Here is a 26,455-nt window from a genome sequence, read left to right on the forward strand (position 1 = left end):
AATGCGCATCGCCAATCTCGCCGGCCGGCTGGTCCTGATCACCGAGGACGGTGCGGTCGACGTCGAACGGGCCAGCGGTGGCCGGTTCGGATCGGACCCGCAGGCCGTCTACGACCGGTGGACGGAGTTCAAGGCCTGGGCCGCCGGTACCGACAACGCCACCGCCGAACCGTTCGCCGTGGAAGACCTCGGAGCGCCGGCGCCCGCGCCCCGGCAGGTCTTCGCCATCGGCCTGAACTACTCCAAGCACGCCGCCGAGTCCGGGTTCGCGGTGCCGGACGCGCCCACGGTCATGTTCACCAAGTGGCAGTCGTGCCTGACCGGCCCGGTCACCGAGGTGGAGCTGCCCGAGGGCGGGCACACCGACTGGGAGGTCGAGCTGGTCGTCGTCATCGGCGAGCGGGCCAGCAACATCACGGAAGCGGCGGCCTGGGAACACGTGGCCGGGCTGACCGTCGGCCAGGACCTGTCCGAGCGGGTGCAGCAGACGGCCGGCCCGTCGCCGCAGTTCAGTCTCGGCAAGTCGCTGCCCGGCTTCGGGCCGACCGGCCCGTGGCTGGTCACCCCGGACGAGCTCAGCGACCGGGACGATCTCGAACTCGGCTGCGCGATCAACGGCGAGCAGGTGCAAAAGGGACGAACCCGGGAACTGATCTTCTCGGTGCCGGCGCTGGTGTCGAAGCTGTCGGCCAAGGTGCCGCTGTTGCCCGGCGACCTGCTGTTCACCGGCACCCCGGCGGGCGTGGGCATGGGCCGCACCCCGCCCCGGTTCCTCTCCCCCGGTGACGAGCTCGTCAGCTACATCACCGGCATCGGCGAGCTCCGCCAGCGTTTCGTCGCCGCCCGACCGCGAAAGGATAGAAGCCCGTGTCGTTGCACCGACTCACCCAGATCGTGATGGGCGTGCCGAACGTCGAGGAGACCGCCGCCTACTACACCGACTTCGGCCTGGCCCGGACCGGGCACTCGTTCGCCACGATCGACGGCGGCGAGCAGCTGCGCATCGTGCCCAGCGACCACCGCCGGCTGCTCCAGCTCGGCGTCGGCGCCGACGACCCCGACGACCTGGACCGCGTGGCCGCCGCCCTGACCGCGCTGGACGTCGCGTTCGAGCGCACCCCGACCGGCCTGCGCGCCGTCGACCCCGGCACCCGGGTCACCGTCAACGTCGAGATCGCCGCCCGCTACGACCAGGCGCCGACCCCGGCACCCGCGTACAACACGCCCGGCGTCGACGCCCGCACCGACGAACGCGCCCCCGGCATCCTGCGCGAGCACCCGGTCCGGCCGCGCAAGCTCGGCCATGTCGTGCTCGGCTCGACCGACCAGGCGTTCTCGCAGACGTTCTTCCAGCAGGGCATCGGGTTCAAGGTCAGCGACACGGTGCCCGGCCTGGCCGCGTTCATGCGCTGCTCCACCGACCACCACAACGTCCTGGTGCAGCAGGCCCCGGTCGCGTTCCTGCACCACACGTCCTGGCAGGTCGACGACGTCGACGAGGTCGGCCGGGGCGCCACCGCGATGCTGGAGAAGGACCCCGCCCGGCACGTGTGGGGGCTGGGCCGCCACCACGTCGGCTCGAACTTCTTCTGGTACCTGAGGGATCCCGCCGGCAACTTCTCCGAGTACTACTCCGACCTGGACTGCATCGTCGACGACGCGCTGTGGACGCCGCAGGTCTGGGAGGGCGCGCGCGGCCTGTACCGCTGGGGACCGCCGCCACCGCCGAGCTTCCTGGCCCCCGAAGACCTCGCCGGGCTGATGACCGGCGCCCACCAGCCCGGCGCATGAAAGGCCACGCAATGCCAACGCTCATGGTCATCATCGGTTCCACCCGGCCCGGCCGCGCCGGCCTGCCGATCGGCGAGTGGTTCGCCGGCCGGGTCAAGGACCACGGACACTTCGACCTGCGGATCGCCGACCTCGCCGCCGTCGACCTGCCGCTGCTCGCCGACCCGCACCACCCCCGGCTGCGGCGCTACGAGCACCAGCACACGTGGGACTGGAGCGCCTCGGTCGAGTCCACGGACGCGTTCGTCATCGTCACGCCGGAGTACAACTACGGCTACCCGGCGCCGGTGAAGAACGCCCTCGACCACCTGTCGCAGGAATGGGCGTACGCCCCGATCGGCTTCGTGTCCTACGGCGGGGTCGCCGCCGGCACCCGCGCCGTGCAGCAGCTCAAGCAGGTGGTGACGACGCTGCGGATGGTGCCGGTCTTCGAGAGCGTCAACATCCCGTTCCACACGTCGCTGATCGCCGACGGCGCGTTCAACGCCACCCCGGCGCTCGGCGACGCGGCCACCGCGATGCTCGACGAGATCGCCCGGGTCTCCGGCGCGATGCGGACCCTGCGCGGCGGGAGCGCTTGATGGCGCCTCCCGGGCTCATCGACGTGCACGCGCACTTCGTCACCGACGAATACGTCGCCGCGGCCCGCGCCGCCGGGATCGCCCACCCGGACGGGATGCCGGGCTGGCCGGGGTGGGACCCCGCGGATCACCTGGAGCTGATGCGGCGGGGCGGCATCGACAAGGCGTACCTGTCGGTGTCGTCGCCGGGGGTGCACTTCGGCGACGACACCGCCGCGCGGCTGCTCGCCCGTTCCGTCAACGAGTTCGGCGCCGCCGTGGCGCTGAAATATCCGCATCAATTCGGTTACTTCGCAACATTGCCGGATGTCGCGGGTTCCGTCGCCGAGGCCGCCTACGCACTGGACGTGCTCGGGGCCGACGGGGTCGTGGTCGAGAGCAACCACCACGGGATCTACCTCGGCGACCCGAGGTTTGAGCCGCTGTGGGCGGAACTCGACCGGCGCGGCGCCCTGGTCTTCGTCCACCCGACGTCGCCGCCCAACGCCGAGGCGGTCTCGCTGGGCCGGCCCCGGCCGATGCTCGAGTTCCTGTTCGACACCGCCCGCAGCGCCGCCGACCTCGTCCTCGCCGGGGTCCTGCTCCGGCACCCACGGATCCGGTGGGTGCTGACCCACGCCGGCGGGGTGCTGCCGCTGCTCGCCGACCGCATGGACATGTTCCGCACCGCGTTCGGCTCCGGGTTCGGCTCTGCTGAGAGCGACTCCCCGACCGTGCTGAGCCAGCTGGCCGGGGTCTGGTACGACATGGCCGGCACCCCGTTCCCTCGGCAGGTCCCCGCGTTCGAGGCGGCCTTCGGCACCTCGCGGCTGGTCTACGGCAGCGACTACTGCTGGACCCCCGCCGCCGCTGCCCTCAACCAGATCGCCTCCATCGACGCCGCCCCGCCGCCGCCGGGCTACCCGACGTGGCGCGACCTGACCACGGCCAACGCGCGGCGCCTGCTGGCCGGCGGCGACCGGTGACCGCCCTGCTGCTGCGCCACGCCGTCGTCGTCGACACCCGGGACGGCTCGCTACGCCCCGGCACCGACGTCCTCACCGACGGCGGGACGATCACCGCCGTCGGCACCGGCCTCGACGCGCCCCGCGACGCGACCGTCGTCGACGCCACCGGCCGCTACGTCGTGCCCGGCTACAACGACATGCACGCCCACCCGCTCGGAGTTTCGCCCGGTGGCCTCGAGTCCACCCTCGAGCTCATGCTCGCGCACGGCATCACCGGGTACCGGCAGATGCACGACGACCTTTCATTGCTGCGCGCCCGCGCCGCCGGCGAACTGCGGTTCCCGGCCGCGTCGCCGGCGCTGCTCGCGATGCCCGGGCCGCTGCTGACGACGCTCAACACCGGCACCGCCGAACAGGCCGCCGCCACCGTCGCCGAGCAGGTCGCCGCCGGCGCCGACTTCGTGAAGTCCGCCGCCATGACCGGGGAACGGTTCTTCGACGCCCAGGCCGAGGCGCTGCGGCTCGGCGTGCCGATCGTCGGCCACCTCCCCGGCGGCATCGACGTGCTGCGCGCCTCCCGCCTCGGCATGAAGTCGATCGAGCACTTCGGCGCCGGGCTCGGCGTGATGCCGTGCTGCTCCACCGACGGCCACGACATCTCGCTGGAACTGTCCCAACGCCGGCAGCTCAAGCTACCGGCGGTCAGGTTGCCGTTCATGGACGCCGTCATCGCGGCGATCGTCCGGCGGGTCGTGCTCAACCCGGTCCTGCTCAACAAGGCCGCCGACATCGACCTCCTCGACCACGCCGTGCGCACCTTCTCCCCCTCGCACGCCCGGGTGCTGGCGGAGCACTTCGCCGCCGACGGCACCTGGCACGTGCCGACGCTGATCCGGCAGAAGACCAGCAAGCTCTGCGACGACCCCGGCTTCGCCGCCGACCCCGATCTGCGGTACATGACCCCGGCGACCCGCAAGACCTGGAACGGCGTGGTCAAGCGGTTCGCGAAGTTCACCCCGCCGCAGTGGGCGGTGCTCGCGGCCTCGCACCGGCTCGAGTACGACCTGGCCCGCATCTTCGACGCCGCGGGCGTGCGGATGCTCGTCGGCACCGACTCCTCCGGCGCCGTCTGGGTGGTGCCCGGCGCCGCCCTGCACGACGAGATCGACCTGCTGGCCGAGGCCGGCATCGCGCCGCTGCGGCTGCTGCAGATGCTGACCCTCAACGCGGCGGAGTTCCTCGACGCCACCGACACCATGGGCACGGTCGCGCCCGGCCGCACCGCCGACCTCGTCCTGCTGGACGCCAACCCGGTCACCGACGCGGCGCACCTGCACGGCATCGCCGGCGTGGTGCGCGCGGGGTCCTACTACCCGGCGGAGCGGCTCGCCGCGATGAAGGACCGCGTCGCGGGTGCCGTCCCGTAACCGACCCCGACCAGTGACTAGGGGGGCCCTGACGGCACGGGCCGTGTCAGGATCCTCGGCATGTCAGGTCGCGCATTGAGCTTCGGAGCGGTGGCGGAAACCTACGAGCGGTTCCGGCCCGGGTACCCACCCGCCGTCGCGGACACCGTGCTGGCGTACGCGGGCGGGCCGGTGCTGACGGCACTCGAGATCGGCGCCGGGACGGGCAAGGCGACCCGGTTGTTCGCCCAGCGGGGCGTCGCCGTCACCGCGACCGATCCCGACGCGGCGATGCTCGCCGAGCTGCGCAAGCACGTGCCGGCCACCGTCACGACGGCGCGGGCCGCGTTCGAGGATCTCCAACCGGGGACGACCTACGGGCTGGTCTACGCGGCGGCGGCGCTGCACTGGACGGACCCGCAGGATCGATGGTCGCGCATGGCGGCGCTGCTGGAGCCGGGCGGCGTGTTCGCCTCGTTCGGCGGGCCGGTCCAACTGGCCGACCCGGCCGTGGCGGAGGACGTGCGCGCGGCCCGGGCGCCGTTCCTGGACAGCGACGACATCCCGTCGCCGGACGGTACGCCGCCCGAGGAGGCCATGCAGTGGCCGGGGACGGAGCTGCAACGGTCGGCGTGGTTCAGCGACGTCCGGCAGTCCGTGGTCCCCCACCCGATGACCATGCCCGCCCGCGACTACGTCGGCCTGCTCTCGACCGTCTCGGCGTACCTGCAACTGCCGCCGCCGGTGCGGGCGCAGGTGTTCGACCGGATTCTGGGGGTGTTGCCGGCGACGGTCGAGCTCGCCGGCGACATCATCCTGCACCTCGCCCGCCGCTCGTGAACGCGGGTCAGCCCACCTCGAGCCACCCGCAGACGCCCCGCACGAGCACGAACTGCGCGCCGGGGAAACTGCCGAATTCGGTGATGGCTCCGGTGTCCGGGTTGAGATAGCCGACCTTCGCCGAGATGTCGTGCACCAGGATGATCCCGTCGGTCGTGTACGCCACGGCCCTCCACCCGGTGCTCGCCGGCAGCTCGTAGCGGTGCAGGACGGTACCGGTGGCCAGATCGAACTCCACGACACCTGATGCTCGCTTGTCGGCCCGGATGGTGATCGCGACGCGGGTGCCGTCGGGTGACACGAGCGCGGCGGTGCCGATGGTGCCGATCGTCTGCCCGACCGGCAGGCTGGACGCGGTGCCGACCGGCGGGACGGCGCGGGATACGCCGGTGGCCGGATCGACCAGGTGCAGTGACAGCGGTAATGTGCCGCCGTCCCACATTGCCGGAGCGGTGAGCAGCTCACCGCTGGCCAGCACGGCGATGGCGATGGTGCCGGCGGGCGGCGTGTACTGCACCAGGCTGCGGTCGTCGAGGTCGACGCGCGTGTAGTGTTCGCCGCCGATCGGGTTCCACATCAGCAGCCAGCGGCTGTCGGGTGACCAGGTGAACGGCTCCCAGCCGCCGGCCATCGAAAACGATTTGTCGAGCAGTATCAGTCCCCGGTCGTTGGTCAGGTCGCGCGCCTTGAAGAACTGGCCGACGCCGTAGTCGCCGACCAGCCAACGCCCGTCCGGCGACAGCGACGTCGAGGACTGGCTGTCGAACTCGTCGACATCGTGTCGGGAGCCGTCGGCCAGCACGATGGTCGTCCGGACGCACGGCCGGTTGCAGCGTTCCCTGATCAGCAGCTGGGCGGGCCCGACGGCGCCGGGCGGCAGCAGCGGCCCGGACGCCGTCGTCGCGGCGGGCAGCGGTGCCCCGGTCGAGCCCGGCGTGCCGCCGTCGGGCGCCTGGCCCGTCGGCCACGTCCCGGCCGCGAGCAGGACCGCCACGGCGGCGAGGACGGCGGCTCCTACCGCGCGCCGTCGGCGCACCCGGCGCGCGGCGGCCAGGATGCGGTCCGCGTCGGCGTAGTTGGGCACGTCACGGGCGAGTTCGGCGAGCGCTTCCCGCACCATCAGAACACCTTTCCCAAGTCGGCGGCCACGTCCCGGAGGCGGGCCAGCGCGTCGGAGGTCGTGGACTTGACGGTGCCGACCGAACACCCCAACGCGCCGGCGGTCTCCTCGACCGACATGTCGGCGAAGTACCGCAGGACGATGACCGCCCGCTGCCGCGGCGCCAGCCGGGTCAGGGCCTCCAGCAGCGCCACCCGCCGGGTGACCCGCTCCGCCTCGTCCGGGCCGGCCGTGTCGAGCTCGACCGCCGCATGCCCGAGCAGTTCCTGCCGCCGGCGCCGCCACCAGCTGGTGCGTTCGTTGACCATGATGCGGCGTATGTATGGCTCGGGGTCGCCGCCCGCGACCAGCCGGGGCCAGCGCAGGGCCGCCCGGGTCAGCGCGGTCTGCACCAGATCCTCGGCGAGCTGATGGTCACCGGTCAGCAGATAGGCGATGCGGGACAGCGCCGGACCACGTTCCAGCACGAACTCACGAAACCCCGCATCCCGATCCACACCCACTACACGCCGGCCGCCCCGGTCCGGTTGGGTCGCCCCGGCAGGTTCTTCGGTCAACCGTGTTCAGCCGCCGGAATGGCGGTAGCGGACCTCCGTGAGCGGGAACCCGCGCGAGTCGTCAATCTTCGTGGCGCCGTCGGGGTGCCAGCCGCCGGCCTCGTAGAAGCGGCGCGCCCGGTCGTTCGTCGCCAGCACCCACAGGATGACGTCGCCGTAGCCGGACTCCCGCAGCCGGCGCAGCGCCGCCCGCATCAGGAGGCGACCGGCGCCGCGGTCCCAGTGGCCCGGCAGCACGTAGAGCGCCTGCACCTCGCCGACGAACCGCGGGTCCGTGTCGTCGTCACGGCTCGGCGCGACGCTGACGAACCCGACCACGCCGGCACCGTCGTCGTCCAGCACGAAGACCGCTGCCGGTGCCTGGTTGCCCTCGAGCCATCGCAGCCAGCGAATCCGGCCCTGCTCCGGGTCGCGCCGGTCCAGGTACTCCTGCGGCATCTGCCCGCGGTACGCCGCCTGCCAGGTGCGGGTCTGGACGACGGCGATCGCCCCGGCGTCGAGCACGGTCGCGGGTCGGACGAGCATGTCCCCGAGGGTATTCCCACCACTGCGTGTGATCAGACCGACGTCGCCGGCGCTGCGCGTACCGGACCAGAATGACGGGCATGACTGAAGCACGGGGGCACGTCGCTGCAGGATTCGAGGCGGTCCGCGAGGAGTTCGCCGCCTTTCTCGCCACCGAACCGGCCGGCTCCCAGCTGGCCGTCTATCACCATGGTGTCCAGGTCGTCGACCTGTGGGGCGGTGAGGAGACCGACGGGGACACGTTGACCGGCGTCTTCTCCGTGTCCAAGGGCGCCGCGCACCTGGTGGCCGCGCTGCTGGTCCAGGAGGGCGTGCTCGACCTGGACGCGCAGGCGCGCAGCCTGCCGTTTCCGCTCACCGTCCGCGAGCTGCTCGGGCACCGGTCCGGGCTGATCGGCGTCGACGGCGGTTTCACCATCGCCGAAGCGGCCGACGACCAGGTCATCGCGGCCCGGCTCGCCGGCCAGAAGCCGTTCTGGGAGCCCGGCACCGCCTACGGCTACCACGCCATCACCATGGGGGCGCTGTTGGACGCGGAGCTGCGCGCGGTGACCGGCCGTTCAGTGCAGCAGTGGTACGAGGAGCGCCTCCGCCGGCCGTACCACCTCGAACTGTGGCTGGGGCTGCCCGAGGCGCTGGAGCCACGGTTCCGGCCGCTGCTTCCGGCGCTGGGACCGGCGTTCACGCCCGACCCGGCGTCGCTGCTGGCGATCTCCTTCAACACCTCGTTCGACCTGCTCGACTTCGGCAACACCCGCCGGGTGCGCGAGCTCGGCCCGGCCTCCGCAGGCGGCGTCGGCAACGCCCGCGGCGTGGCCCGGCTGTACGCGGCGGCGATCGGCCCGCTCGACGGCCGGCCGGCGCTGCTGGACGCGTCCACGATCACGGAGTTCGCGACGCCGTACTCGCTCGGCGTGGACCTGGTCACCGAGGAGGCGGAGCACTTCGCGCTCGGCTTCGAGAACCTGCCGGCCACGCACCCGTATCTGGGCCCGCGCACCATCGGGCACATCGGAGCGACCGGGTCGCTCGGCTGGGCCGACTCCGACGCCGGAATCGCGTACGGCTATGTGCGCCGCCGGTTCGGCTACCCGGGACCGGAGAACGCCCGCTTCGGCGCGGCCGTGCTCGCCGCCGCGGCCGGCACCGCCAAGCCATAACGGCCGCTTGATCCGGCATGGCCGACGTCCGGGCAGGTCGCGTTGACGGCTCGATCCGCGCCAGCGGTGGATCTTCCCCGTGATCGAAGTCGTGTGCTGGCTGTCCGCGCAGCCGTACGCGACTTGGATCACGGGGCGGTGGAACGGGTCCGGCGACGGGAGTCAGGGCGTGGCGCCGGCGTGATCGAGCGGGGCGTCGACGGCGGTCTCGGCGTCGGTCGTGGTGCGGCGGGCGCGGGAGAATCCCCAGGCGACGAGCGCCGCGGCCACGACCGTGAGCGTGAGGCCGGCGACGGTCACCGCCTCCTGGAACTGCGCGGCCTGTCGGGGGCTCCAGTCCGGGGTGGCGATGGCACCGGTGAACAGGGTCGCGAGGATGGTGCCGGTGACGGCGATGCCCGCGCCGGAGGTGACCTCGGTGGCGGTGTCGACCAGGGCGGCGCCGATCGTGGTCCGGTTCTTCGGCAGGCCGCGGAGCACGTTGACGCCCGCGACGACGCCGACGACGCGCATCCCGGCGGCGACGAGCACGAGGGCGAGCGCGACCCAGACGTAGCCGTAGCGGCTCAGCAGGCCGTACACGGCGAGACCGAACACGACCGCGGCGGCGCTGAGCCAGGCGGCTCGGTCGAGTCCGACCCGTTGCACGAACGGGCCGACGAACGCGCCGCCCGCGACGAGGACGACGACCTGCGGCAGCAGGCCGGCGGCGGCGAGGGCGGGCGGCCAGCCCCAGTCGAGCTGCAGTTGCAGCGTCACCAGGTATCCGAGGCCGGCCGTCGCCAGTCCGGCCGCGGCCTTGAACGCCAGGCCGCTGGAGACGAGCGGCTGGGCGACGAGCTTGAGGTCCAGCAGCGGGTGCGGCGTGGTGCGTTCGCGAAGGACGAAGAGCGCCGCCGCCGCCACGGCCGCGGCGGTGGCGGCCCACGGGATCCATGCGCCGGCACCCTCGTTGACGAAGAGCGTGGGCGCGACGAGCGCGAGGACGATCGTCGCGGTGCCCAGCACCGCGCCGGCGCTGTCGACCGGGTCGCGGTGCAGGTCGGCCGGGTCGTCGGCGGCGATGCCGGCCCGCACGCCGATGAACGCGAGGACGGCGATCGGCGCGTTGACCAGCAGCAGGACCTGCCACGGGGCGACGGCGAGCACGAAGCCGCCGGTGGTCGGGCCGACCGCGAGCCCGACCAGGCCCACCGTCGTGATGAGGGTGGTGGCGCGGACGCGCAGGCCGTCATCGTCGAACAGCCGGAAGGCGAGGGCCATCGATCCCGGGGTCGTCATCGCGGCCGCGACGCCCATCGCCACGCGGACGGCGATGAGCTGTTCCGCGGTGGTGACGAACGCGGTCGCGAGGCTCGCCAGGCCGAGCAGGGCCAGGCCGGTGAGCATGATCCGGCGTCGGCCGTACCGGTCGGCGAGCGCGCCGAACGCCAGCATCAGCCCGCCGAACACGACCGCGTAGGCGCCCGTCACCCATTGCAGCGCGGTCGTCGAGGCGTGCAGCTCGCGGCCGATGGTGGGCAGTGCGACGTTGAGGATCGAGTTGTCCAGCATCTCGAACAGGAACACCGCGGACAGCCCTGCCAGGGCCACCCACGCTTCCCGCAACGACAATGGCAGGACGTTTGCCCGTTCGGTACGCATGCCACTACGTTAACTGACTAAGTTTAGTCGCACAAGGAAGTGGGAGGGCGGATGCCCAGGACCAGCGAGCGCGGCGGGCCGCAGACCCGCGCGAGGATCTCGGAGGTTGCCACCCGGTTGTTCCTCGAGCGCGGGTTCGACCCGGTCACGGTCGCCGAGGTGGCCCGGGAGGCCGGGGTCTCCAGCGTGACGGTCTTCAACCACTTCCCGCGCAAGGAGGACCTCCTGCTGGACCGCACGGTCGACGCCGTCGACCTCCTGCGCGCCGCGGTGCGCGACCGCGCCCCGGGCGTCGACGTGCTCGCGTCCCTGCGCGAGGCGACCCTCCGGCTCCTCGACACCCGGCACGCGCTGTCCGGCGTCGCCGACGGGTCCGTCCCCTTCTTCCGGACCGTCGGGGCATCGCCCGCGCTGATCGCCCGGGCCCGGGAGATCGCCGCCGAGCTGCAGCAGACCCTCACCGAGGAGCTGGACCAGGACCCGGCGTTCGAGGGCGACGCGACGCTGCTCGCCGCGTTCCTCATCGCCGGCTACAGCACCGTGCTGGTGCAGACCGCCCGCCGCCTCACTGAAGGGGAACCGTCGACGACCGTGGCGGACGACCACCGCGCCGCCGTCGAGCGACTGTTCCACGCCCTTCGCAACGGCGTCATGCCCGGCCGGTATTGACAACTGCCGGGTTCCAATGTGGACGATGTGCCGTGCGAATTCTTGTGGTGGGTGGCAGCGGTCTGGTCGGGGCGCACGTCGCGGAGGTGCTCCGCGAGCGAGGGCATGGGGTGAGCACGGTGGCGCGCAGCGCCAATCCGGGCGTCGACCACCTGCTCGACGTCGGGACAGCAACGGTCGAGCAGTGGCGGCCGCTGCTCGCCGGGCACGACGGCGTGGTGTTCGCCGCGCGCACCGACGAGCAGCAGGCACTGCGCAAACCGATCTATCCGGTGTTCCGGGACGACCTGGTCGAGCCGGTGGTGCGGCTGTTCACCGCGGCCCGCCTCGAGGGGCTCACCCGCGGGGTCGTGATGGGCTCCTACTACACGTACTGGGACCGGCTGCACCCGCAGCTGCGGTTGCCGGAGCGGCACACGTACATCCGCTGCCGGATCGAACAGGCGCAGGAGGCACGGACCGCGGCCGGGGAACTGCCGGTCGCGGTGCTCGAGCTGCCGTTCGTGTTCGGTCGGGCCGGCGACCGGCTGCCGAACTGGGCCGGGCCCCTCGACAAGTGGGCGCGGTCCAAGTCGCCGCTGGTCGTCCCGGTCGGCGGATCCGCGGCGGCGTCGGCGCGCAGCGTGGCCATCGTCGCGGTCGACGCCCTGGAGCAGGCCAGCGGCGAGGACATCCCCGTCGCGGACGAGAACCTCACCTGGGACGCGATGATGGCGCGCGTCGCGGCGGCGGTCGGGCGGCCCCGCCGGGTCCGCCGCCTGCCGGCCGCCGCGCTGCGCGCCTCGGTGCGGCTCGGCGGTGCGTTGCAGGCCCTCGGGCGCAAGGAGTCGGGGATCAACCCGAGCCACGTCGCGGACCTGCTGCTCGCCGAGATGTTCATCTCACCCACGACCGGGCGGCCCCTCGATCCGTCCGTGGGCGAGACGTTTCACCAGGGGATGACGCCGGCGTCGTCGAAGTAGCCGCCGGTCGGGCCGCCGTCGGGCAGGGTCGCGAGCCGGATCGCGATCGCCGCGCCCTGCTCCGGGGTGCGGAAGCCGCGGAACCCGTTGAGGTCCGTCGCGACGTACCCGGGGCAGGCCAGGTTGATCAGGATGTTGGTGTCGCGGAGCTCCTTCGCGTACTGGATCGTGACGGCGTTGAGGAACGTCTTCGACGGCGAGTACGCGGCGGAGATCGGCCCGATGGAGGACTCGCCCGCGGACACGTCGGTCTGCCGCCCGAGGGAGCCGACGGTGCTGGACATGTTCACGATCCGCGGTGACGGGGCCTGGCGCAGCAGCGGCAGCAGCGCGTTGGTGACCCGGATGACGCCGAAGACGTTCGTCTCGACCGCGACGCGCATGGTGTCGATCCCGACGGTGGTCGGGGCCTGCGGCATGCCACCGGTCACGGCGGCGTTGTTGACGAGTGCGTCGAGCCGCCCCTGCCCGAGCTGCCGTGCGGCGGCGGCCACGCTGGCGTCGTCGGTGACGTCCAGGGCCACGCCGAATGCGTCGACGCCGGCCGCGCGCAGCTTCTCCACGGCCGTCTCGCGGCGCTGATCGTCGCGGGCGCCGACGCCGACCCGCCAGCCGAGGGCGCCGAGACCGGCCGCGATCTCGTATCCGATCCCCTTGTTCGCGCCGGTCACCAGCGCGGTCTTCGTTTCGCTCATGTCTGCGATCCTGGCCGCGGCCCACCCGGCGACCAACACCGTCTGGGTGCCCAGCGATACCTTGCGGGTATCGTTGGGCCAATGGAGACGCGGGAGCTGCGGTATTTCGTCGCGGTCGCCGAGGAACTGCACTTCGGGCGGGCCGCGCAACGGCTCGGGATCGCGCAGCCGCCGCTGTCCCGGGCGATCCGGCAGCTCGAACGGCGGCTCGGGGTGGACCTGCTGGTCCGCACCAGCCGTTCGGTGACGCTGACGGAGGCCGGTGCTGTGCTGCTGCGGGAGGGCCAGGCCGCCCTCGACGCCGTCGACGCCGCCGGCCGCCGGACCCGCCGCGCCGCACTCGCCGCGACCGGCGAACCCGGCCTGGTCCTGGTCACCAAGGCCGGCGCGTCCAGCGAACTGCTGGCGAAGCTGCTCGACGCGTACGCCGCCGAACCCGGCGCGGTCACCGTCGACGTCGTGCTGTGCGGGCTCGCCCAGCAGGAGCGGCTGCTGCGCGACGGGCGGGCCGACGTGGCGCTGCTGCACCGCCCGTTCGACTCGACGTCCGGGTTCGACGTCGAGGAGCTGTCCACCGAGGGACAGGTCGCGGTCCTGCCGGCCGGGCACCCGCTGACCACCCGCAGCAGCGTGCTGACCGCAGACGTCACCGGGCTGCCGGACCTGCCGCTACCCCGATGGCCGTGCCGCGACGGCACGTATCCGGACGGCCCCGGCCCCGAGGTCCGCGACAACGTGCAGCTGTTCCAGCTGATCGCGCTGCGCCGGGCGGCGGCGATCATGCCGGACTCCTGCCGCACCCACCTGCGCCGCGACCTCGCCGCCGTGCCGGTCCTGGACGCCCCGCCGGTGACGACGGTGATCGCCTGGCCGCCGCACAGCCGCTCCCGCGCCCTGGCCGGCCTGGTCCGTGCCGCCACCCGCCTCTGACCGGCTGCTCGAGTCACCTTTGCTGCTCATGTACGGCACGTCGCACGCGCGCTGTGCTCTCAGCCGGCTGTTGCAAGGGCCTGGATCGCGTCGCGGTCCGCTGGCAGCCCGAGTCCGTCCAGCAGTTCGGTGCGGTCCTGCCGCTGCTCCCGCCAGATGGTGTCGTTCCCGGCAAGCGCCGACAGATAGGCCCGTTGGGCGCCGCCCAGCCGGAGGCGGGCGGTCCGCGGCTGCGGGAAGGCAGCCGCCAGCAGCGGGCCCCAGGTGCCGTCGATCGACCACGGGCGCGCCGCCTCGGCGACCGCCAGGGCCGCCGGCAGGAGCAGGTCGAAGTCGCCGGTGCAACGCAGCGCGGCCTCGACCAGCCGCTCGCTCAGCAGCACCCCGGCGTGAGGGACCGGAGGTTCGGCGCGGAGCCAATCGTCACAGCCACCCGGCCAGGTCAGCGCATCGGTGACGACGCGCAGCGTCCGGGGGTCGGCGGTCACTGCCGGCGACAGGGCGGCGCAGGTGCGGATCACCGCTGAGGCGTCGTCGAGCAGGTCGCGGGTATCGGCGCCGGCGCCGGCCAGACCCAGCACGCAGTCGATCCGGTGCTCCGGCTCGGCGGTGCCGTCGCCCGCCACCGCCCTCAACCGTTCGAGCACCGGCTCCGCGTCCGCCAGGCGAGCGCCGGCCAGTCCCATCCAGCACGCCACCGCGTACAGCGCCGCAGTGCGGTCCGCCGGGTCCGGTGCGTCCAGCCAGGGCACCAGGCAGGGAACGACGACGGCGGCCCGGCGCGCGCAGCCGGACCCCCACCGTCGCACGATCACGAAGTCCGGTTCGTCGGCGGGCTCCCAGTACACCTCGAAGGCGTCCACCTCCGGGTCGTCCCGCCGCAGGTAACCGACCATATCCGGATTCGCCTGGTAGTGGGCGGCCCGAGCCGCTACGTGGCCGAGGTAGATCAGCAGCTCCGGTCGGTCGAGGCGATCGTCGGGCAGCATCCGCGCGATCGCTTCGGCGACCGGCGCGGTGACCGGGTACAGCGACCCCTGGTGCAGCACGGCGTTCCACAGGTGCGCCAGCGCGGCCCGGCGCGTGGCCGGGTCGGCGTCGGTCAGGCCGCGCAGGTGCTGTGGTGTGTCGGATGCCGGCCCGTAAGCGTGTGCCGAACGGTGCCAGGCAACGATGAACGTCACTGGTCCAGGTAGGTGAGGACGGCCATGACGCGGCGGTTGTCGTCGCTGGACGGGGGCAGGCCGAGCTTGCTGAAGATGCTGTTGATGTGTTTGCTGACGGCCTTCTCCGACACGAACAGGCGGCCGGCGATCGCGGCGTTGGAGCGGCCCTCCGCCATCAGGCCGAGCACCTCACGTTCGCGGGCGGTGAGGACGTCGAGGGGGCCGGTGTCGGGGCGCCGGGCCAGCAGCAGCGCGATGACCTCCGGGTCCATGACGGTGCCGCCGTCGGCGACCCGGCGGACCGCGTCGATGAACTGCCCGACGTGCGAGACCCGGTCCTTGAGCAGGTACCCGATCCCGCCGACGCCCGCCGCGAGCAGCTCCCGGGCGTACAACTGCTCGACATGCTGCGAGAGCACCAGGATCGGCAGGCCGGGGACCTGGGCGCGGGCGGCGATCGCGGCCTGCAGGCCCTCGTCGGTGAACGTGGGTGGCAGCCGCACGTCGACGACCGCCACGTCCGGCCGGTGGCCGAGCAGGGCCGGCAGCAGCGCCGGGCCGGTGTCGACGGACGCGACGACCTCGAAGTCGAACGCCTCGAGGATGTGGATCAGGCCGTCCCGGAGGAGGGCGAGGTCCTCGGCGATGACAACTCGCACGGCAGCTCCATCGTCACGGTGGTGGGTCCGCCGGGCGGACTGGCCACGGACATGGTGCCATCAAACGCGGCGAGGCGTCGTTCGATCCCCCGCAGGCCGGTGCCGTCGGGCAAGGCCCCGCCCCGGCCGTCGTCGCGCACGACCATGAGCAGCCGGCCCTGGTCGTACCCGAGACGGATCGAGATATGCAAAGCCCGGGCGTGTTTCACGGCGTTGGTGACGGTCTCCGCGATCGCGAAGTACGCCGCGGACTCCACCGGTGCGAGGGGGCGGCCGGGCAGGGAGATGTCGACGTCGACCGGGAGCGGGACGGTCAGGGCCAGGGCCTGCACCGCGCCGTCGAGGCCGCGTTCGGCCAGCACCGGCGGGTGGATGCCGCGGACCAGGTCGCGCAGCTCGGCGAGGGCCATCCCGCTGTGCTCGCGGGCCTGCGCCATCAGCCGCAGCGCCGCCTCCGGGTCGCGGGCCAGGAGCTCCTCGGCGAGGCCGATCTTCATGCTGACCGCGACGAGGCGGGCCTGCGCGCCGTCGTGCAGGTCGCGTTCGATCCGGCGCAGCTCGGTGGCCTGGGCGTCGACGGTCTCCGTGCGGGTCTGGGTGAGCCGGTCGACCCGCACGGCGAGCGCGGCGGCCCGGGTCGGGGCGAGCAGCCACTGGCTGAAGAGGGCGAACCAGCGCAGCGTGTGCGGGGTGAGCGTCAGCCCCGCGGGCAGCAGCACCGCCGCCTGCGGCCAGCTCAGCAACGCCTCGGCGAGGTTGTCCATGGGCCAGAAGACGCCGTAGCCATACCAGTCGATCACGAAGTACAGCAGCACCGGCACGCCGAGGATGCCTTCGATCCCGTACGCGATCAGGGCGGCGGGCGCGATCAGCAGCAGCCCGACGAACTGGATGGACAGCACCAGCCAGGCCAGGTCCCGCCAGGTGGCTGGGTCGGTGACCACCCACCGGTACAGCCGCCAGATGCCGGCGTTCGCGGGGCGGGGCCGGTAAGGGACCGGGATCTCGACCCCGGTCCACTGCGCCAGGAGCCGCCGGTCGAGGTCGGCGACGGCGCGGACCCCGAGCGCGACGAGCGGCACCAGGAAGATGCCGACGCCGGCGACCGTGAGGACGGTCGACACCACGAACAGCACGAACAGGGTGATGTTCGTGGTCAGCGTCCCGATCGCGAGCAGGACGCTGCGCAGGCCGGCGAGCAGCCCACGGGTCAGCCAGGTCCACACCGGCGGGGTCAGCACCCGGCGGACGGGCTCCGGCAGCCAGGTCGGCAACGGGTTCACCGTCCCATTCTCACCCGGGGACCCCCGCGACGGCGGTGGTGCTAGGACCACCCCGCTTCGGGACATGACACTCCTGACCCGCGGCCCGCCGGTGCGTTGGATCAGAAGCATCGAAAGACAGTTCCAGGGAGGGAACACGCGATGCCAACACAACGCATGGCCGGGCTGCCGTCCGGTCGCCGCACCAAACTGGTGATGCTGGCCCTGTGGGTCGTCATCGCCGCCGTGATGGGTCCGCTCGCGCTCAAGCTCGCCGACGTGCAGGACAACGACTCGCTCGGGTCGCTGCCCGCCGGCGCGGAGGCGAGCCGGGCCGCGGCCCGGGAGGAGGCCGCGTTCCCCGAGCCGGACGCGCTCGTCGCCGTCGCCGTCTACGTCCGCGAGTCCGGCCTCACCGACGCCGACCGGGCCAAGGTCGACGCCGACCGGGCCGCGTTCGCCGCGCACGCCCTGGGCGGGACGGTCGCCGAGCCGGTGCCCGCCGCGGACGGCAAGGCGCTGCTGCTGACGTTTGCCCTCGCGGGTGATGCCGAGCAGCAGACCGCCGCCGTCGCCCCGGTGAAGGACCGGCTCGCCGCGCAGGCACCGGACGGGTTGCGCACGGCGCTGACCGGTTCGGCGGGCGCCGAGGACGACTTCGCCGACGCGTTCGCGGGGCTCGACGTCACCCTGCTGCTGGCCACCGTCGCGGCCGTGGCGGTGCTGTTGCTGCTGACCTACCGCAGCCCGGTGCTCTGGGTGATCCCGCTGCTCACCGCCGCGGTCGCCAGCCAGGTCGCCGGCGGCGTGGTGTATCTGCTGGTGAAGCACACCGGGCTCACCGTCGACCTGCAGAGCCAGAACATCATGACGATCCTGGCGGTGGGCGTCGGCGTCGACTACGCGTTGCTCATCGTCGCCCGGTACCGCGAGGAACTGCGCCGCCACCAGGACCGGCACGAGGCGATGGGCATCGCGTTGCGGCGGTCGTTCCCGGCGATCTGCGCGTCGGCGGCGACCGTCGCGATCGGGCTGCTGTGCCTGCTCGCCGCCGACCAGCCGGCCACGCACGGCCTCGGCCCCGTCGGCGCGATCGCCGTCGTCGCCACGCTGTTCGCGATGACGACCCTGCTGCCCGCGGTGCTGGTGCTGTTCGGGCGCTGGGTGTTCTGGCCGTTCGTGCCGCGGTACACCCCCGGCATCGAGGAGCAGGACGTCGCCGCGGACCACGGCGTCTGGGCCCGGATCGCCCGTCTCGTCGGCGCCCGTCCGCGCACCGTGTGGCTGGCGACCGCCGCCGTGCTCGCCGCGCTCACCTTCGGCGTCACCAACCTCAGCGTCGGCCTGCCGGGCGACGAGACGTTCACCGACGAGGTCGGCTCGATCACCGGGCAGCACCTCATCGAACGGCACTACCCGGGCGGCACCCTCGCGCCCGCCGTCGTCATCGCCGCCGCCGGCACCGCGACCCCGGTCGCCGACGCGGCCCGCACGGTCGACGGGGTCGCGACGGTCGGCGAGCCGGAACGCTCCGCCGACGGGCGGTGGGTGCGCATCGAGGCGACGTTCGCCGCCGAGCCGACCAGCCCGGCCGCTCAGGAGGCCTTGGAACGCCTCCGTGCCGCCGTGCGCGGCGTGCCGGACTCGCAGGTGCTCGTCGGTGGCGACACCGCGTTCGAGGTCGACGGCGACGCGGTCACCAGCCGCGACAACCTCGTCGTCATCCCCCTGGTGCTCGCCGTCATCCTGCTGGTGCTGATGGGTCTGCTGCGGGCCCTCATCGCGCCGCTGGTGCTGCTCGCCAGCGTCGTGCTGTCCTACGCGGCGGCGCTGGGCGCGGCCGGGTTCATCCTGGACGCCATGGGCCACCCGCGGCTGTGGAGCGCGGTGCCGCTGCAGACGTTCCTGTTCATCGTCGCCCTCGGCGTCGACTACACCATCTTCCTCATGACCCGCGCCCGGGAGGAGACCGCGCGGCTCGGCCACCGCAAGGGCGTCCTGCACGCGCTGACCGTCACCGGCGGCGTCATCACCAGCGCCGGCGTGGTCCTGGCCGCCACGTTCGCGGCGTTGAACGTGCTACCGATGGTGCCATCGATGCAGATCGGCGTCATCGTCACCGTCGGGGTGCTCATCGACACGCTGCTCGTGCGCAGTCTCCTCGTCCCCGCCCTGGCCATCCACATCGGACGGTTCGCGTGGTGGCCGGGACGGCTGTCGCGGGCCACGACCGCCGCTGAGATTCCCGTTTCGCCGCCGGTACCGGTGAGCTGAGGCATCTCGTCCCCTCCCGTCTCCCGGCGGGAGGGGACAGCCGTGCCGGGTGGCAGACTGGTCCCGTTCTTTGCCGGCGTGGAGGTGGGCGGGTTGGATCTGACGGCGGGATACACGGACGGCTGGCGCCGGCAGCCGTCGCCGCTGGGCGGCAGGGCGACGTCGGGGCAGTGGTCGGTGATCGCGGCGCTGTGGCTGCTCGCCGAGTGGACCCGCGACGCCACGCCCGGCTGGCGCAGCGAGATCGTCACCGGGACCGCCGCCGAACGCACCACCGAGCCGTGGCCGCAGCCACCGGCCTCGGTCGGGGACTTCGAGGTCGCACCGGGCACGGCGAGCGTTCTGCTCAGCCTGGTCCAGCCCGGCCCGAACCGGCCGTATGAGCCGAACCGCCCGCCGGCGGAGGCGACCGCCGAGGTCCTCGCCCTGCTGGCCGACCGGATCCCGGTCACCGATCCGCGCGGCACGGTCCTGCTCGCATACCTGGCCGAACAGCTGACCGGGCCCTACGTGGACCTGCTGCGCGTCTCGACCGGCGGCGACGACCTGCACCTGATCCAGCGCGACTCGAGCGGGCGGACGTTGCACCTGACCGTGGCGGCCGCGCCGGTGACCGAGCCACCGCCGGTCCTCGCGGCCGACGGCGCCGACGCCGCCCTGCGCACCCGGCTCGCCTGCCTCATCACGCTGCTGAGCGCCCACCTGTGGGTGAACAACAACAACCCGGTGACGTTCCGGGTCTGGCTCGGCCCGCGCGGAGACGCCGACCCGCGCACCGCCGCCGCCGACTGGTGGACCCGGACCCGGGAGGAGGAGCCCGACGAGCCGCCGCAGCTGCGGCCGGTCACCGTCGAGGACCTCGACGCCGGCCTGTACACCATCGTCCGCGGCTCCCTGCTGGAACTGTTCGACGGCAGCTGGAGCGGCGTCGAGGAGTGGCCGCAGGTGCCGCCGGGCCATCTCACCCGGCACCTGTACCGCGACCTGCTCGACCTGCTGCTGGCCAGGGTCGGTGGCGCACCCGACCTGCGGTGCCACGGCTACCTGCCGGTGGAGGAGATCGAGAACGACGAGGACGACTACTACGGCACCGTGGTGTTCGTCGGGCCCTCCGACGTCGCCGTCCTCGACCTCGACCTCACCTGCTGATGCGCGCCACCCTGTTCACCGTCGACGTGCCCTCCGGCGGCCTCAGCACCATGGCCAAGCCGCGCGGCGGGGACTGGCTCGACGACGAGATGGCCGCACTGCGCGCCGCCGGGGTCGACGTCCTGGTCTGCGCGTTGACCGACGACGAACGCGCCGAGGTCGACCTCACCGGCGAGGCGGATGCGGCCCGTGCCGCCGGGCTGGAGTTCGTGTCCATCCCGATCCCGGACCGTGCCGTGCCCGACCCGGCCGCCGTCCTGCCGGACCTGCGGCGACTGGCCGGGCAGGTCCGCGGCGGCGCCCACGTCGTCACCCACTGCCGGATCGGCATCGGCCGGGCCTCGCTGCTCGCCGCCGGCATCCTGGTCCTCAACGGCGTCCCGGCCGGGGAGGCGTGGCGGCTCCTCGAACGGGCCCGCGGGCTCGCCGTCCCCGACACCCCGCAGCAGCGCGACTGGCCCGCCGACCTGCTCCGGCAGGCGCGGGACGAGCCGGCGATCCGGCGGTTCGAGGCCGCCGACGCCCCGGTGGTCGCCGGCATCATCGAGCGGTGCCTGCGCGAGGTGAACAGCAGGGACTACTCCGCCGACATCATCGAGCGGATGTGCGCGCACTTCGACCCCGCCCGGATCGCCGAGCTCGCCGCCCAGCGGGAGATGTTCGTCGCCACGGCGGACGGGATCCTCGGCACCGTCTCACGGGACGGCAACAAGGTGTACACCATGTTCGTGCACCCGGACGCCATCGGACGTGGGATCGGGCGGCTGCTGATGCGGCACATCGAGGCACTCGCCGCGGCCGAGGGGCACGAGTTCATGGAGACCGGCGCGAGCATCACCGCGCACGAGTTCTACCAGCGGCTCGGCTACGTCGACGTGCGCACCAGCGACACCGAGTTCGGCTTCAACTTCATCCTCCGCCGCCCGCTGCCCTGACCTGGCCACCCCGGACCGGGCAGGTCGGCAGGTTCCTCACCAGACTCGGCGGCCTCCCCCCCGGGGGCATCGACAACGGGCCGTGAACGGCGACGGCGCAAGATTTCGCCACCTGTTGCCACGCCGGACAGCCGGAATGCCGGCGGTGCCGGCTTAGGGTTCGCCGGTGAACGTGGACGAATTCTGGGCGCTCATCGAGGCGTCCGCTGGCGATGGCGCGGGGCAGGACGAACGTGAGGCGTGGCTGCGTCGCCGGCTGCTGCGCGCGCCGCGGGCGGATCTGCTGGACTTCGTCCAGCACCTGGCGGCGACCCGGGAACCGGCCAACACGTATCGGTTGTGGCACGCCGCGAACCTCATGTGCGGCGGGTACTGCAGCACGGACGGGTTCCACTACTTCCAGATGTGGCTGGTCGGCAACGGCCGCGCCGTGTACGACGCGGCGATCGCCGATCCCGACAGCCTTGCCGCAGCGCCGCAGGTGGCGCCGCTCGCCGCAGCGCCGGAGCGCGCCTATCCGGGCTGGGAATCGCTGGAGTACGTCGCCCTCCACGTGGGCCGGGAACGCGACGACATCGACGGAGACATCCGTGACGTCGTCACCGACGAGCGGCAGATCCGCCTCCGTTTCGACCCGAACCCCGAGGATGTCGAGTGGCGTGACCTCGACGACGCCGCGGCGGCCCGTGCCTACCCGCGGCTCCGGGCACTGTTCGGCGACCGCCGGAAGCTGGACTGACCGGCGGGAGCGACCTGCCGGTGGCGGTCTACAGTCGCGGCGTGCAGGATGAGCCGTGGGAGCACTACAGGCGGGACCGGACCTGGACCGGCTGGTCGTATCCGATCGGACGGACGCCCGTCGAGGCGGCGCTGCGGAAAGCCGGCGTGCGGCTGCTGTCGCTCAACTTCAGTCAGCCCGGCCGCGGCGGAGACAGCACGGTCATCACCCTGTTGCGGGCCGACCGGTACGCGGACATCGGCACCACTTATCACCTGACGCGCGGAACGCCCAGACGCCCACGCACCACCCTCGCGCTCTCGGCTGTTCCCAGCTCGCTGCGGTCCCAGGCGGCGGAGGCCCTCACGACCGGCGGTGCGCTGGACGGCGCCTGCGCCTGGCTGGCGCGGGCCGAGAAGGCGGACCCGACCTGGCTCGACAAGTCGCACAACTGGACCGCTTACCTGGACAGCGGTGTGCTGCGCGTGATGGAGAGCGAGCGGTGACCGCTCAGCGGCTGCCCGCTTGACATCATCTATGTGAGCGATAACACTCATCATCCAGGCGGCCGCCTGCGCCATGGTCTCGACAGCCACCCTCCGCCAATGGGATGGCTGTCAAGCATGTGCGCGCCACTCCATGTGATCGCTAACATCCCCGGAAAGGCGCACCATGGATTTCAGGTCTTTGCGGCGCACAGCACTCGCCGCCGCCACCACGGCGCTCGTCGCCGCGGCACTGGTCGCCCTGCCGACCACCGCGCAGGCGGCCGGCACGCTGTCCTGCGACATCTACGCCGGCGGCGGCACCCCGTGCGTCGCCGCGCACAGCACCACGCGGGCGCTCTTCGGCTCGTACAACGGCTCGCTCTACCAGGTGCGGCGCTGGTCGGACGGGGCGACGTCGAACATCGGCGTGCTGAGCGCCGGCGGCTACGCCAACGCGGCGGCGCAGGACTCGTTCTGCTCCGGCACGTACTGCACGATCGTGCGCATCTACGACCAGACGTCCCGGCACAACGATCTCACGATCGCGCCCGGCGGCGGCGCCAACCCCACCCCCGACCAGGGCGCCAACGCGGCGGCGCTGCCGGTGACCGCCGGCGGGCACAAGGTCTACGGCGTCTACATCTCGGCCGGGAACGGGTACCGCAACAACGCCACGAACGGCATCGCCACCGGCAGCCAGCCCGAGGGCATGTACATGGTGACCGAGGGCACGCACGTCAACGACCGGTGCTGCTTCGACTACGGCAACGCCGAGACCAACAACCTCGACACCGGCAACGGCGACATGGACGCCATCTACTTCGGCACCCTGTGCTGGTTCTCCCCGTGCGCGGGCGGCCCACGGGTCGCGGCGGACCTGGAGAACGGGCTGTTCGCCGGCGGCAACGGCTCCTGGACCGCCAACACGGGCCGCAGCAGTGCGTTCGTGACGGCGATGCTGAAGAACAACGGCACCACCACCTACGCCATCAAGGACGGCAACGCGCAGTCCGGTGGCCTGGCGACCCGGTACAACGGCGGACTGCCCACCCAGGCGGGCTACCGGCCGATGACCAAGCAGGGCGCGATCATCCTCGGCATCGGCGGCGACAACAGCAACGGCTCGGTCGGCTCGTTCTTCGAGGGCGTCATGACCAGCGGCTACCCGAGCGACGCCACCGAGAACGCGGTGCAGGCCAACGTCGTGGCCGTCGGCTACAGCAAGAGCGTCACCTTCCCCGTCAACGGCGCCACGTACCGGCTGACGAACCTCGCCAGCGGCAAGGTCCTCGACGCCGTCAACTGCGGCACCGCCAACGGCACCCAGATCGACGTGTGGCAGGCGCTGGGCAACACGTGCCAGCAGTGGCGGTTCAACAGCGTCGGCGCCAACAAGTGGACCGTGACGAACGTCAACGCCAACAAGGTCCTCGACGCGGTCAACTGCGGTCAGGCACTCGGCACGGCCACGAACCTGTGGCAGTCGCTCGGCAACACCTGCCAGCAGTGGGCCGTCATCCCGGCCGGCAACGGGCGCTACGAACTGGTGGTCGAGAACAGCGGCATGGTTCTGGACGACCAGAACTGCGGCACCGCCAACGGCACCAAGGTCCAGCTGTGGATGTGGCTCAACAACACCTGCCAGCTCTGGCAGATCGCCCCGTGATGTGATCACCTTCGCTGTGGCGCGGTAGGTGGCCGCGCCACAGCGAACGGGGTACCAAATGAGCGGCGGCATCCTGGTGGAGTTCGGTGGACTGCCGGGCACGGGGAAGTCCACCCTCGCGGGGCGGCTCGCGATCGAGACCGGCGCGGTCTGGGTGCGCATCGACGAGATCGAGGGCGCGATGCGGCGCAACGGCCTGACCCCCGAGCAGACCGGCGTGGCCGCCTACAGCGTCGCGCACGACGTGGCCGCCAACCACCTGCGGCGCGGGCTGCTGGTGCTCGCCGACGCGGTGAACCCGGTCGCCGAGGCCCGGGCCGGCTGGCGGGACCTCGCCGCCTCCCTCGGCAGCCGCCACCTGGTGATCGAGACGGTGTGCGCCGACCTCGACGAGCACCGGCGCCGGGTGGAGACCAGGGACAGTGACCTGCCCGGCTGGGTCCACCCGACGTGGGCGCAGGTGCAGCGGACGATGGCGTCGTATCAGCCGCGCACCGACGAACGCCTCGTCCTGGACACCACCGGTCCGCTCGAGGACTCCTACCAGCGGCTGGTGGCGGCGGTCGACCTCAGTGGAACCGCTGGACGAACGTGAGCGCGGTGTCGCAGACCTCGCGCCAGCCGCTGTCGACCGTCAGCGAGTGCCCCGGCCTCCGCCGGGTCGACGGTCGGCGCGGTCGCCCGCCGCTGGGGCTTCACCGACCCGACGCACTTCAGCAAGGCGTTCCGCGCCGCCTACGGAATGAGCCCGCGCGACTGGCGCGCCCGGCACGGTACCGTGCGCTGATGGCCGAGTTCCGCGACATCACCTGCACCCTTTGCGACCGGCACAACCGGGACGTCCACATGGTCGGCGCACGGGACGGCCTGATCATCTGCTCGGTGTGCGTGGCGCGGTGCGCGGAGGTCCTCGACGGCGAGACGGGCGTCGAGAGCCCGGCGGGCGGATGGACGAGCCGCTGGCCGTCGAAGCAATCAGAGGGAACCTGACTCCGGCCAGTTCGACCAGTGCGTATTCGGCGGGCCCGGGGTGTACCGGTCCACGTCGCCGGTGACCAGGACGTCGGCGATCTGACGGAAGGTCGGGCTGTCGCTCGGCGGCTGCTGGTGGACGTCGGGGTGCTCCCACTCGTCCAGGCGCAGCACCTCGGGCAGGTCGGCGGGGATGCGCCGGCGCAGCTCCGACTCGTCCGCCAGGAGCAGGTCCCGGTGCTGCGGCACGAGCAGGCGCAGCACGTCCTCGAGGTCGGCGCCGGGCGCAGCGGCGACGGTGATCGCCTGGCCCCGGACCACGATCGGCCCGCCGCGGTAGGTTTCCGGCTCGTCGTCGTCCTCGATCTCGTCCCAGTTGTCGACGCGGTCGAGGAAGTCGCCGTCCTCGAAGCCGGGAACGCCCTGCGTCAGGCAGTTGCCGAACACGTGGAGCACGTCGGTGAGGTTCGCCGCCCGGGGCGAGTAGCCGACGGTCTCGATGATGAGGGCCCAGCGCCCGGCGTCACGGTATCCGTGCAGCCGGGCGTCGACCGCGAAGTAGTAGCCGTTGTCGAGATCCGGGAAGGAGTTGACGTCGTTTGCGGCGTCGAGCTGCGCCAGGATCTCGGCTTGGTCCATGGCCCGGGAGTGTAGTCAGCTCTTGACGGAGCCGGCCATGAGCCCGCCGATGAACCAGCGGCCGAGGACGATGTAGACGAGCAGGGTGGGCAGGGAGGCGATGAGGGCGCCGGCCATGGAGGCGGCGTAGTCCGGGGACTGGGCGCCGGCGAGGGCGTTGAGGGCGATGGTGATGGGGCCGTTGCGGGTGTTGGACATGAAGATGGCGAAGAGGTAGTCGTTCCACGACGACGTGAACTGCCAGATGACGGTGACGACGAAGCCGGGGGCGGACAGCGGCAGGATGACGGAGCCGAAGGTGCGTAGCATGCCGGCGCCGTCGACGCGGCTGGCTTCGATGAGTTCGACGGGGACGGTGGTGGCGTAGTAGTTGCGGAAGATGAGGGTGCAGATGGGCAGGCCGAGCAGCAGCGCGCCGAGCATGAACACGACGGTGAAGACGAGCAGGTTCTTCAGCGAGTGCACGAACCGGCCGTTGATGTCCTCGGTGAACAGGTCGATGAAGTTCTGCAGGCCGACGAAGCCCTTGCTGCCGAGAGCGTCGTGCTCATCGGTCAGCGACAGCTTCGTGGTCCAGCCGATCAGGCCGTACACGAAGACGCCGAGCACGATGAGCGAGGGGGCCAGCAGGATCAGGCCGGGCGCCCAGCGGCGCATCCGGGCGGTGTTCTTGGTGCTCAACGTTCTCCCATCACCGTCA

28 protein-coding genes and 1 pseudogene are annotated in these 26,455 nt (G+C 72.4%); 19 read left to right on the forward strand and 10 right to left on the reverse strand.

All coding sequences use genetic code 11. The annotated features are described in order from the left end of the window. Position 1: 1 nt before the first annotated feature. The 6 genes from ACFPIJ_RS38805 (at position 2) to ACFPIJ_RS38830 (ending at position 5,565) form a co-directional block, all read left to right on the forward strand. Positions 2-898, forward strand: a complete 897-nt coding sequence (locus ACFPIJ_RS38805; RefSeq protein ID WP_380123016.1) for a fumarylacetoacetate hydrolase family protein — start codon at positions 2-4, stop codon at positions 896-898. After that, positions 868-1,791, forward strand: coding sequence for a VOC family protein (locus ACFPIJ_RS38810; RefSeq protein WP_380123017.1), 924 nt, complete (start codon positions 868-870; stop codon positions 1,789-1,791). The genes ACFPIJ_RS38805 and ACFPIJ_RS38810 overlap by 31 nt, the downstream gene beginning before the upstream one ends. A gap of 11 nt (positions 1,792-1,802) precedes the next feature. Next, positions 1,803-2,372: an NADPH-dependent FMN reductase gene (locus tag ACFPIJ_RS38815; RefSeq protein WP_380123019.1), complete on the forward strand. Its 570-nt coding sequence runs from the start codon at positions 1,803-1,805 to the stop codon at positions 2,370-2,372. Beyond that, positions 2,372-3,337 (forward strand): amidohydrolase family protein, encoded by a 966-nt coding sequence (locus ACFPIJ_RS38820; protein ID WP_380123021.1) that lies wholly within the window; start codon positions 2,372-2,374, stop codon positions 3,335-3,337. The genes ACFPIJ_RS38815 and ACFPIJ_RS38820 overlap by 1 nt, the downstream gene beginning before the upstream one ends. Then, positions 3,334-4,746, forward strand: a complete 1,413-nt coding sequence (locus ACFPIJ_RS38825) for an amidohydrolase family protein (RefSeq protein ID WP_380123023.1) — start codon at positions 3,334-3,336, stop codon at positions 4,744-4,746. The genes ACFPIJ_RS38820 and ACFPIJ_RS38825 overlap by 4 nt, the downstream gene beginning before the upstream one ends. A 90-nt stretch (positions 4,747-4,836) precedes the next feature. Further along, on the forward strand, positions 4,837-5,565 hold the full coding sequence (locus ACFPIJ_RS38830) for a class I SAM-dependent methyltransferase (RefSeq protein ID WP_380123024.1): 729 nt from the start codon (positions 4,837-4,839) through the stop codon (positions 5,563-5,565). A gap of 7 nt (positions 5,566-5,572) precedes the next feature. Here the strand turns inward: ACFPIJ_RS38830 and ACFPIJ_RS38835 are convergent, their stop codons facing one another. Genes ACFPIJ_RS38835 through ACFPIJ_RS38845 form a run of 3 tightly spaced genes read right to left on the reverse strand, consistent with a single transcriptional unit; the run spans position 5,573 to position 7,767 of the window. After that, positions 5,573-6,685, reverse strand: a complete 1,113-nt coding sequence (locus ACFPIJ_RS38835) for an NHL repeat-containing protein (protein ID WP_380123026.1) — start codon at positions 6,683-6,685, stop codon at positions 5,573-5,575. Beyond that, entirely contained in the window at positions 6,685-7,188 is a 504-nt protein-coding gene (locus ACFPIJ_RS38840; RefSeq protein ID WP_380123710.1) for a SigE family RNA polymerase sigma factor, read from the reverse strand. The genes ACFPIJ_RS38835 and ACFPIJ_RS38840 overlap by 1 nt, the downstream gene beginning before the upstream one ends. A 60-nt stretch (positions 7,189-7,248) precedes the next feature. Next, entirely contained in the window at positions 7,249-7,767 is a 519-nt protein-coding gene (locus ACFPIJ_RS38845) for a GNAT family N-acetyltransferase (RefSeq protein WP_380123028.1), read from the reverse strand. Positions 7,768-7,847: 80 nt separating this feature from the next. On the opposite strand from ACFPIJ_RS38845, the gene ACFPIJ_RS38850 reads away from it, so the two are divergent. Continuing rightward, positions 7,848-8,927, forward strand: coding sequence for a serine hydrolase domain-containing protein (locus ACFPIJ_RS38850; protein ID WP_380123029.1), 1,080 nt, complete (start codon positions 7,848-7,850; stop codon positions 8,925-8,927). Positions 8,928-9,089: 162 nt separating this feature from the next. Here the strand turns inward: ACFPIJ_RS38850 and ACFPIJ_RS38855 are convergent, their stop codons facing one another. After that, complete coding sequence (locus ACFPIJ_RS38855) at positions 9,090-10,571, reverse strand: MFS transporter (RefSeq protein ID WP_380123031.1); 1,482 nt, start codon at positions 10,569-10,571, stop codon at positions 9,090-9,092. 51 nt (positions 10,572-10,622) lie between these two features. Here ACFPIJ_RS38855 and ACFPIJ_RS38860 point away from each other — a divergent pair, with 51 nt between their 5' ends. Further along, positions 10,623-11,240 (forward strand): TetR/AcrR family transcriptional regulator, encoded by a 618-nt coding sequence (locus ACFPIJ_RS38860; protein ID WP_380123033.1) that lies wholly within the window; start codon positions 10,623-10,625, stop codon positions 11,238-11,240. A 32-nt stretch (positions 11,241-11,272) separates the two neighbouring features. Next, positions 11,273-12,202, forward strand: a complete 930-nt coding sequence (locus tag ACFPIJ_RS38865) for an NAD-dependent epimerase/dehydratase family protein (protein WP_380123035.1) — start codon at positions 11,273-11,275, stop codon at positions 12,200-12,202. On the opposite strand, the gene ACFPIJ_RS38870 is transcribed toward ACFPIJ_RS38865, so the two are convergent. Continuing rightward, positions 12,169-12,897, reverse strand: a complete 729-nt coding sequence (locus ACFPIJ_RS38870; RefSeq protein ID WP_380123037.1) for an SDR family oxidoreductase — start codon at positions 12,895-12,897, stop codon at positions 12,169-12,171. The genes ACFPIJ_RS38865 and ACFPIJ_RS38870 overlap by 34 nt on opposite strands. Positions 12,898-12,978: 81 nt before the next feature. Here ACFPIJ_RS38870 and ACFPIJ_RS38875 point away from each other — a divergent pair, with 81 nt between their 5' ends. Beyond that, a complete protein-coding gene (locus ACFPIJ_RS38875; RefSeq protein WP_380123039.1) occupies positions 12,979-13,827 on the forward strand; it encodes a LysR family transcriptional regulator in 849 nt (282 codons plus the stop codon). A 59-nt stretch (positions 13,828-13,886) separates the two neighbouring features. On the opposite strand, the gene ACFPIJ_RS38880 is transcribed toward ACFPIJ_RS38875, so the two are convergent. Genes ACFPIJ_RS38880 through ACFPIJ_RS38890 form a run of 3 tightly spaced genes read right to left on the reverse strand, consistent with a single transcriptional unit; the run spans position 13,887 to position 16,935 of the window. Further along, entirely contained in the window at positions 13,887-15,011 is a 1,125-nt protein-coding gene (locus ACFPIJ_RS38880; RefSeq protein WP_380123041.1) for a dihydroxyacetone kinase family protein, read from the reverse strand. Further along, positions 15,008-15,652: a LuxR C-terminal-related transcriptional regulator gene (locus tag ACFPIJ_RS38885; protein ID WP_380123043.1), complete on the reverse strand. Its 645-nt coding sequence runs from the start codon at positions 15,650-15,652 to the stop codon at positions 15,008-15,010. The genes ACFPIJ_RS38880 and ACFPIJ_RS38885 overlap by 4 nt, the downstream gene beginning before the upstream one ends. Continuing rightward, positions 15,604-16,935, reverse strand: coding sequence for a sensor histidine kinase (locus ACFPIJ_RS38890; protein WP_380123045.1), 1,332 nt, complete (start codon positions 16,933-16,935; stop codon positions 15,604-15,606). Before ACFPIJ_RS38890 ends, ACFPIJ_RS38885 begins: the two co-directional genes overlap by 49 nt. 141 nt (positions 16,936-17,076) lie before the next feature. On the opposite strand from ACFPIJ_RS38890, the gene ACFPIJ_RS38895 reads away from it, so the two are divergent. The 9 genes and pseudogenes from ACFPIJ_RS38895 to ACFPIJ_RS38935 all read left to right on the forward strand — a co-directional run bounded on the left by ACFPIJ_RS38895 (position 17,077) and on the right by ACFPIJ_RS38935 (position 25,134). Beyond that, on the forward strand, positions 17,077-19,188 hold the full coding sequence (locus ACFPIJ_RS38895) for an MMPL family transporter (RefSeq protein WP_380123047.1): 2,112 nt from the start codon (positions 17,077-17,079) through the stop codon (positions 19,186-19,188). Positions 19,189-19,281: 93 nt separating this feature from the next. Next, entirely contained in the window at positions 19,282-20,337 is a 1,056-nt protein-coding gene (locus ACFPIJ_RS38900) for a hypothetical protein (RefSeq protein ID WP_380123049.1), read from the forward strand. After that, positions 20,337-21,272, forward strand: coding sequence for a GNAT family N-acetyltransferase (locus ACFPIJ_RS38905; RefSeq protein ID WP_380123051.1), 936 nt, complete (start codon positions 20,337-20,339; stop codon positions 21,270-21,272). The genes ACFPIJ_RS38900 and ACFPIJ_RS38905 overlap by 1 nt, the downstream gene beginning before the upstream one ends. Before the next feature lie 166 nt (positions 21,273-21,438). Continuing rightward, positions 21,439-22,011, forward strand: a complete 573-nt coding sequence (locus ACFPIJ_RS38910) for a DUF4240 domain-containing protein (RefSeq protein ID WP_380123052.1) — start codon at positions 21,439-21,441, stop codon at positions 22,009-22,011. 41 nt (positions 22,012-22,052) lie between these two features. Further along, entirely contained in the window at positions 22,053-22,496 is a 444-nt protein-coding gene (locus ACFPIJ_RS38915; protein ID WP_380123054.1) for a hypothetical protein, read from the forward strand. A 166-nt stretch (positions 22,497-22,662) separates the two neighbouring features. After that, positions 22,663-24,144, forward strand: a complete 1,482-nt coding sequence (locus ACFPIJ_RS38920) for an arabinofuranosidase catalytic domain-containing protein (protein ID WP_380123056.1) — start codon at positions 22,663-22,665, stop codon at positions 24,142-24,144. Positions 24,145-24,202: 58 nt separating this feature from the next. Further along, the gene (locus ACFPIJ_RS38925) at positions 24,203-24,739 is read left to right on the forward strand and encodes a P-loop nucleotide/nucleoside kinase family protein (protein ID WP_380123058.1); all 537 of its coding nucleotides are present in this window, start codon (positions 24,203-24,205) and stop codon (positions 24,737-24,739) included. 69 nt (positions 24,740-24,808) lie between these two features. Continuing rightward, positions 24,809-24,931: pseudogene (locus tag ACFPIJ_RS38930) on the forward strand (AraC family transcriptional regulator); the annotation flags it as partial. After that, positions 24,931-25,134: a hypothetical protein gene (locus ACFPIJ_RS38935; RefSeq protein WP_380123059.1), complete on the forward strand. Its 204-nt coding sequence runs from the start codon at positions 24,931-24,933 to the stop codon at positions 25,132-25,134. The pseudogene ACFPIJ_RS38930 and the gene ACFPIJ_RS38935, both read left to right, overlap by 1 nt. Here the strand turns inward: ACFPIJ_RS38935 and ACFPIJ_RS38940 are convergent. Both ACFPIJ_RS38940 and ACFPIJ_RS38945 read right to left on the reverse strand, forming a co-directional pair. Next, a complete protein-coding gene (locus ACFPIJ_RS38940; protein WP_380123061.1) occupies positions 25,120-25,755 on the reverse strand; it encodes a DUF7003 family protein in 636 nt (211 codons plus the stop codon). The genes ACFPIJ_RS38935 and ACFPIJ_RS38940 overlap by 15 nt on opposite strands. Before the next feature lie 15 nt (positions 25,756-25,770). After that, positions 25,771-26,412: a carbohydrate ABC transporter permease gene (locus ACFPIJ_RS38945; RefSeq protein WP_380123712.1), complete on the reverse strand. Its 642-nt coding sequence runs from the start codon at positions 26,410-26,412 to the stop codon at positions 25,771-25,773. Positions 26,413-26,455: the final 43 nt, after the last annotated feature.

Source organism: Dactylosporangium cerinum (genome assembly GCF_042653625.1).
GTDB classification, from domain to species: Bacteria; Actinomycetota; Actinomycetes; order Mycobacteriales; family Micromonosporaceae; genus Dactylosporangium; species Dactylosporangium cerinum.

Coding starts and splice junctions, on each gene's coding strand:
- ACFPIJ_RS38940 (WP_380123061.1), bottom strand. CDS start 25,755: ATGGACCAAGCCGAGATCCTGGCGCAGCTCGACGCCGCAAACGACGTC.
- ACFPIJ_RS38845 (WP_380123028.1), bottom strand. CDS start 7,767: ATGCTCGTCCGACCCGCGACCGTGCTCGACGCCGGGGCGATCGCCGTC.
- ACFPIJ_RS38850 (WP_380123029.1), top strand. CDS start 7,848: ATGACTGAAGCACGGGGGCACGTCGCTGCAGGATTCGAGGCGGTCCGC.
- ACFPIJ_RS38935 (WP_380123059.1), top strand. CDS start 24,931: ATGGCCGAGTTCCGCGACATCACCTGCACCCTTTGCGACCGGCACAAC.
- ACFPIJ_RS38920 (WP_380123056.1), top strand. CDS start 22,663: ATGGATTTCAGGTCTTTGCGGCGCACAGCACTCGCCGCCGCCACCACG.
- ACFPIJ_RS38875 (WP_380123039.1), top strand. CDS start 12,979: ATGGAGACGCGGGAGCTGCGGTATTTCGTCGCGGTCGCCGAGGAACTG.
- ACFPIJ_RS38905 (WP_380123051.1), top strand. CDS start 20,337: ATGCGCGCCACCCTGTTCACCGTCGACGTGCCCTCCGGCGGCCTCAGC.
- ACFPIJ_RS38835 (WP_380123026.1), bottom strand. CDS start 6,685: ATGGTGCGGGAAGCGCTCGCCGAACTCGCCCGTGACGTGCCCAACTAC.
- ACFPIJ_RS38870 (WP_380123037.1), bottom strand. CDS start 12,897: ATGAGCGAAACGAAGACCGCGCTGGTGACCGGCGCGAACAAGGGGATC.
- ACFPIJ_RS38945 (WP_380123712.1), bottom strand. CDS start 26,412: ATGCGCCGCTGGGCGCCCGGCCTGATCCTGCTGGCCCCCTCGCTCATC.
- ACFPIJ_RS38895 (WP_380123047.1), top strand. CDS start 17,077: ATGCCAACACAACGCATGGCCGGGCTGCCGTCCGGTCGCCGCACCAAA.
- ACFPIJ_RS38925 (WP_380123058.1), top strand. CDS start 24,203: ATGAGCGGCGGCATCCTGGTGGAGTTCGGTGGACTGCCGGGCACGGGG.
- ACFPIJ_RS38820 (WP_380123021.1), top strand. CDS start 2,372: ATGGCGCCTCCCGGGCTCATCGACGTGCACGCGCACTTCGTCACCGAC.
- ACFPIJ_RS38860 (WP_380123033.1), top strand. CDS start 10,623: ATGCCCAGGACCAGCGAGCGCGGCGGGCCGCAGACCCGCGCGAGGATC.
- ACFPIJ_RS38805 (WP_380123016.1), top strand. CDS start 2: ATGCGCATCGCCAATCTCGCCGGCCGGCTGGTCCTGATCACCGAGGAC.
- ACFPIJ_RS38815 (WP_380123019.1), top strand. CDS start 1,803: ATGCCAACGCTCATGGTCATCATCGGTTCCACCCGGCCCGGCCGCGCC.
- ACFPIJ_RS38855 (WP_380123031.1), bottom strand. CDS start 10,571: ATGCGTACCGAACGGGCAAACGTCCTGCCATTGTCGTTGCGGGAAGCG.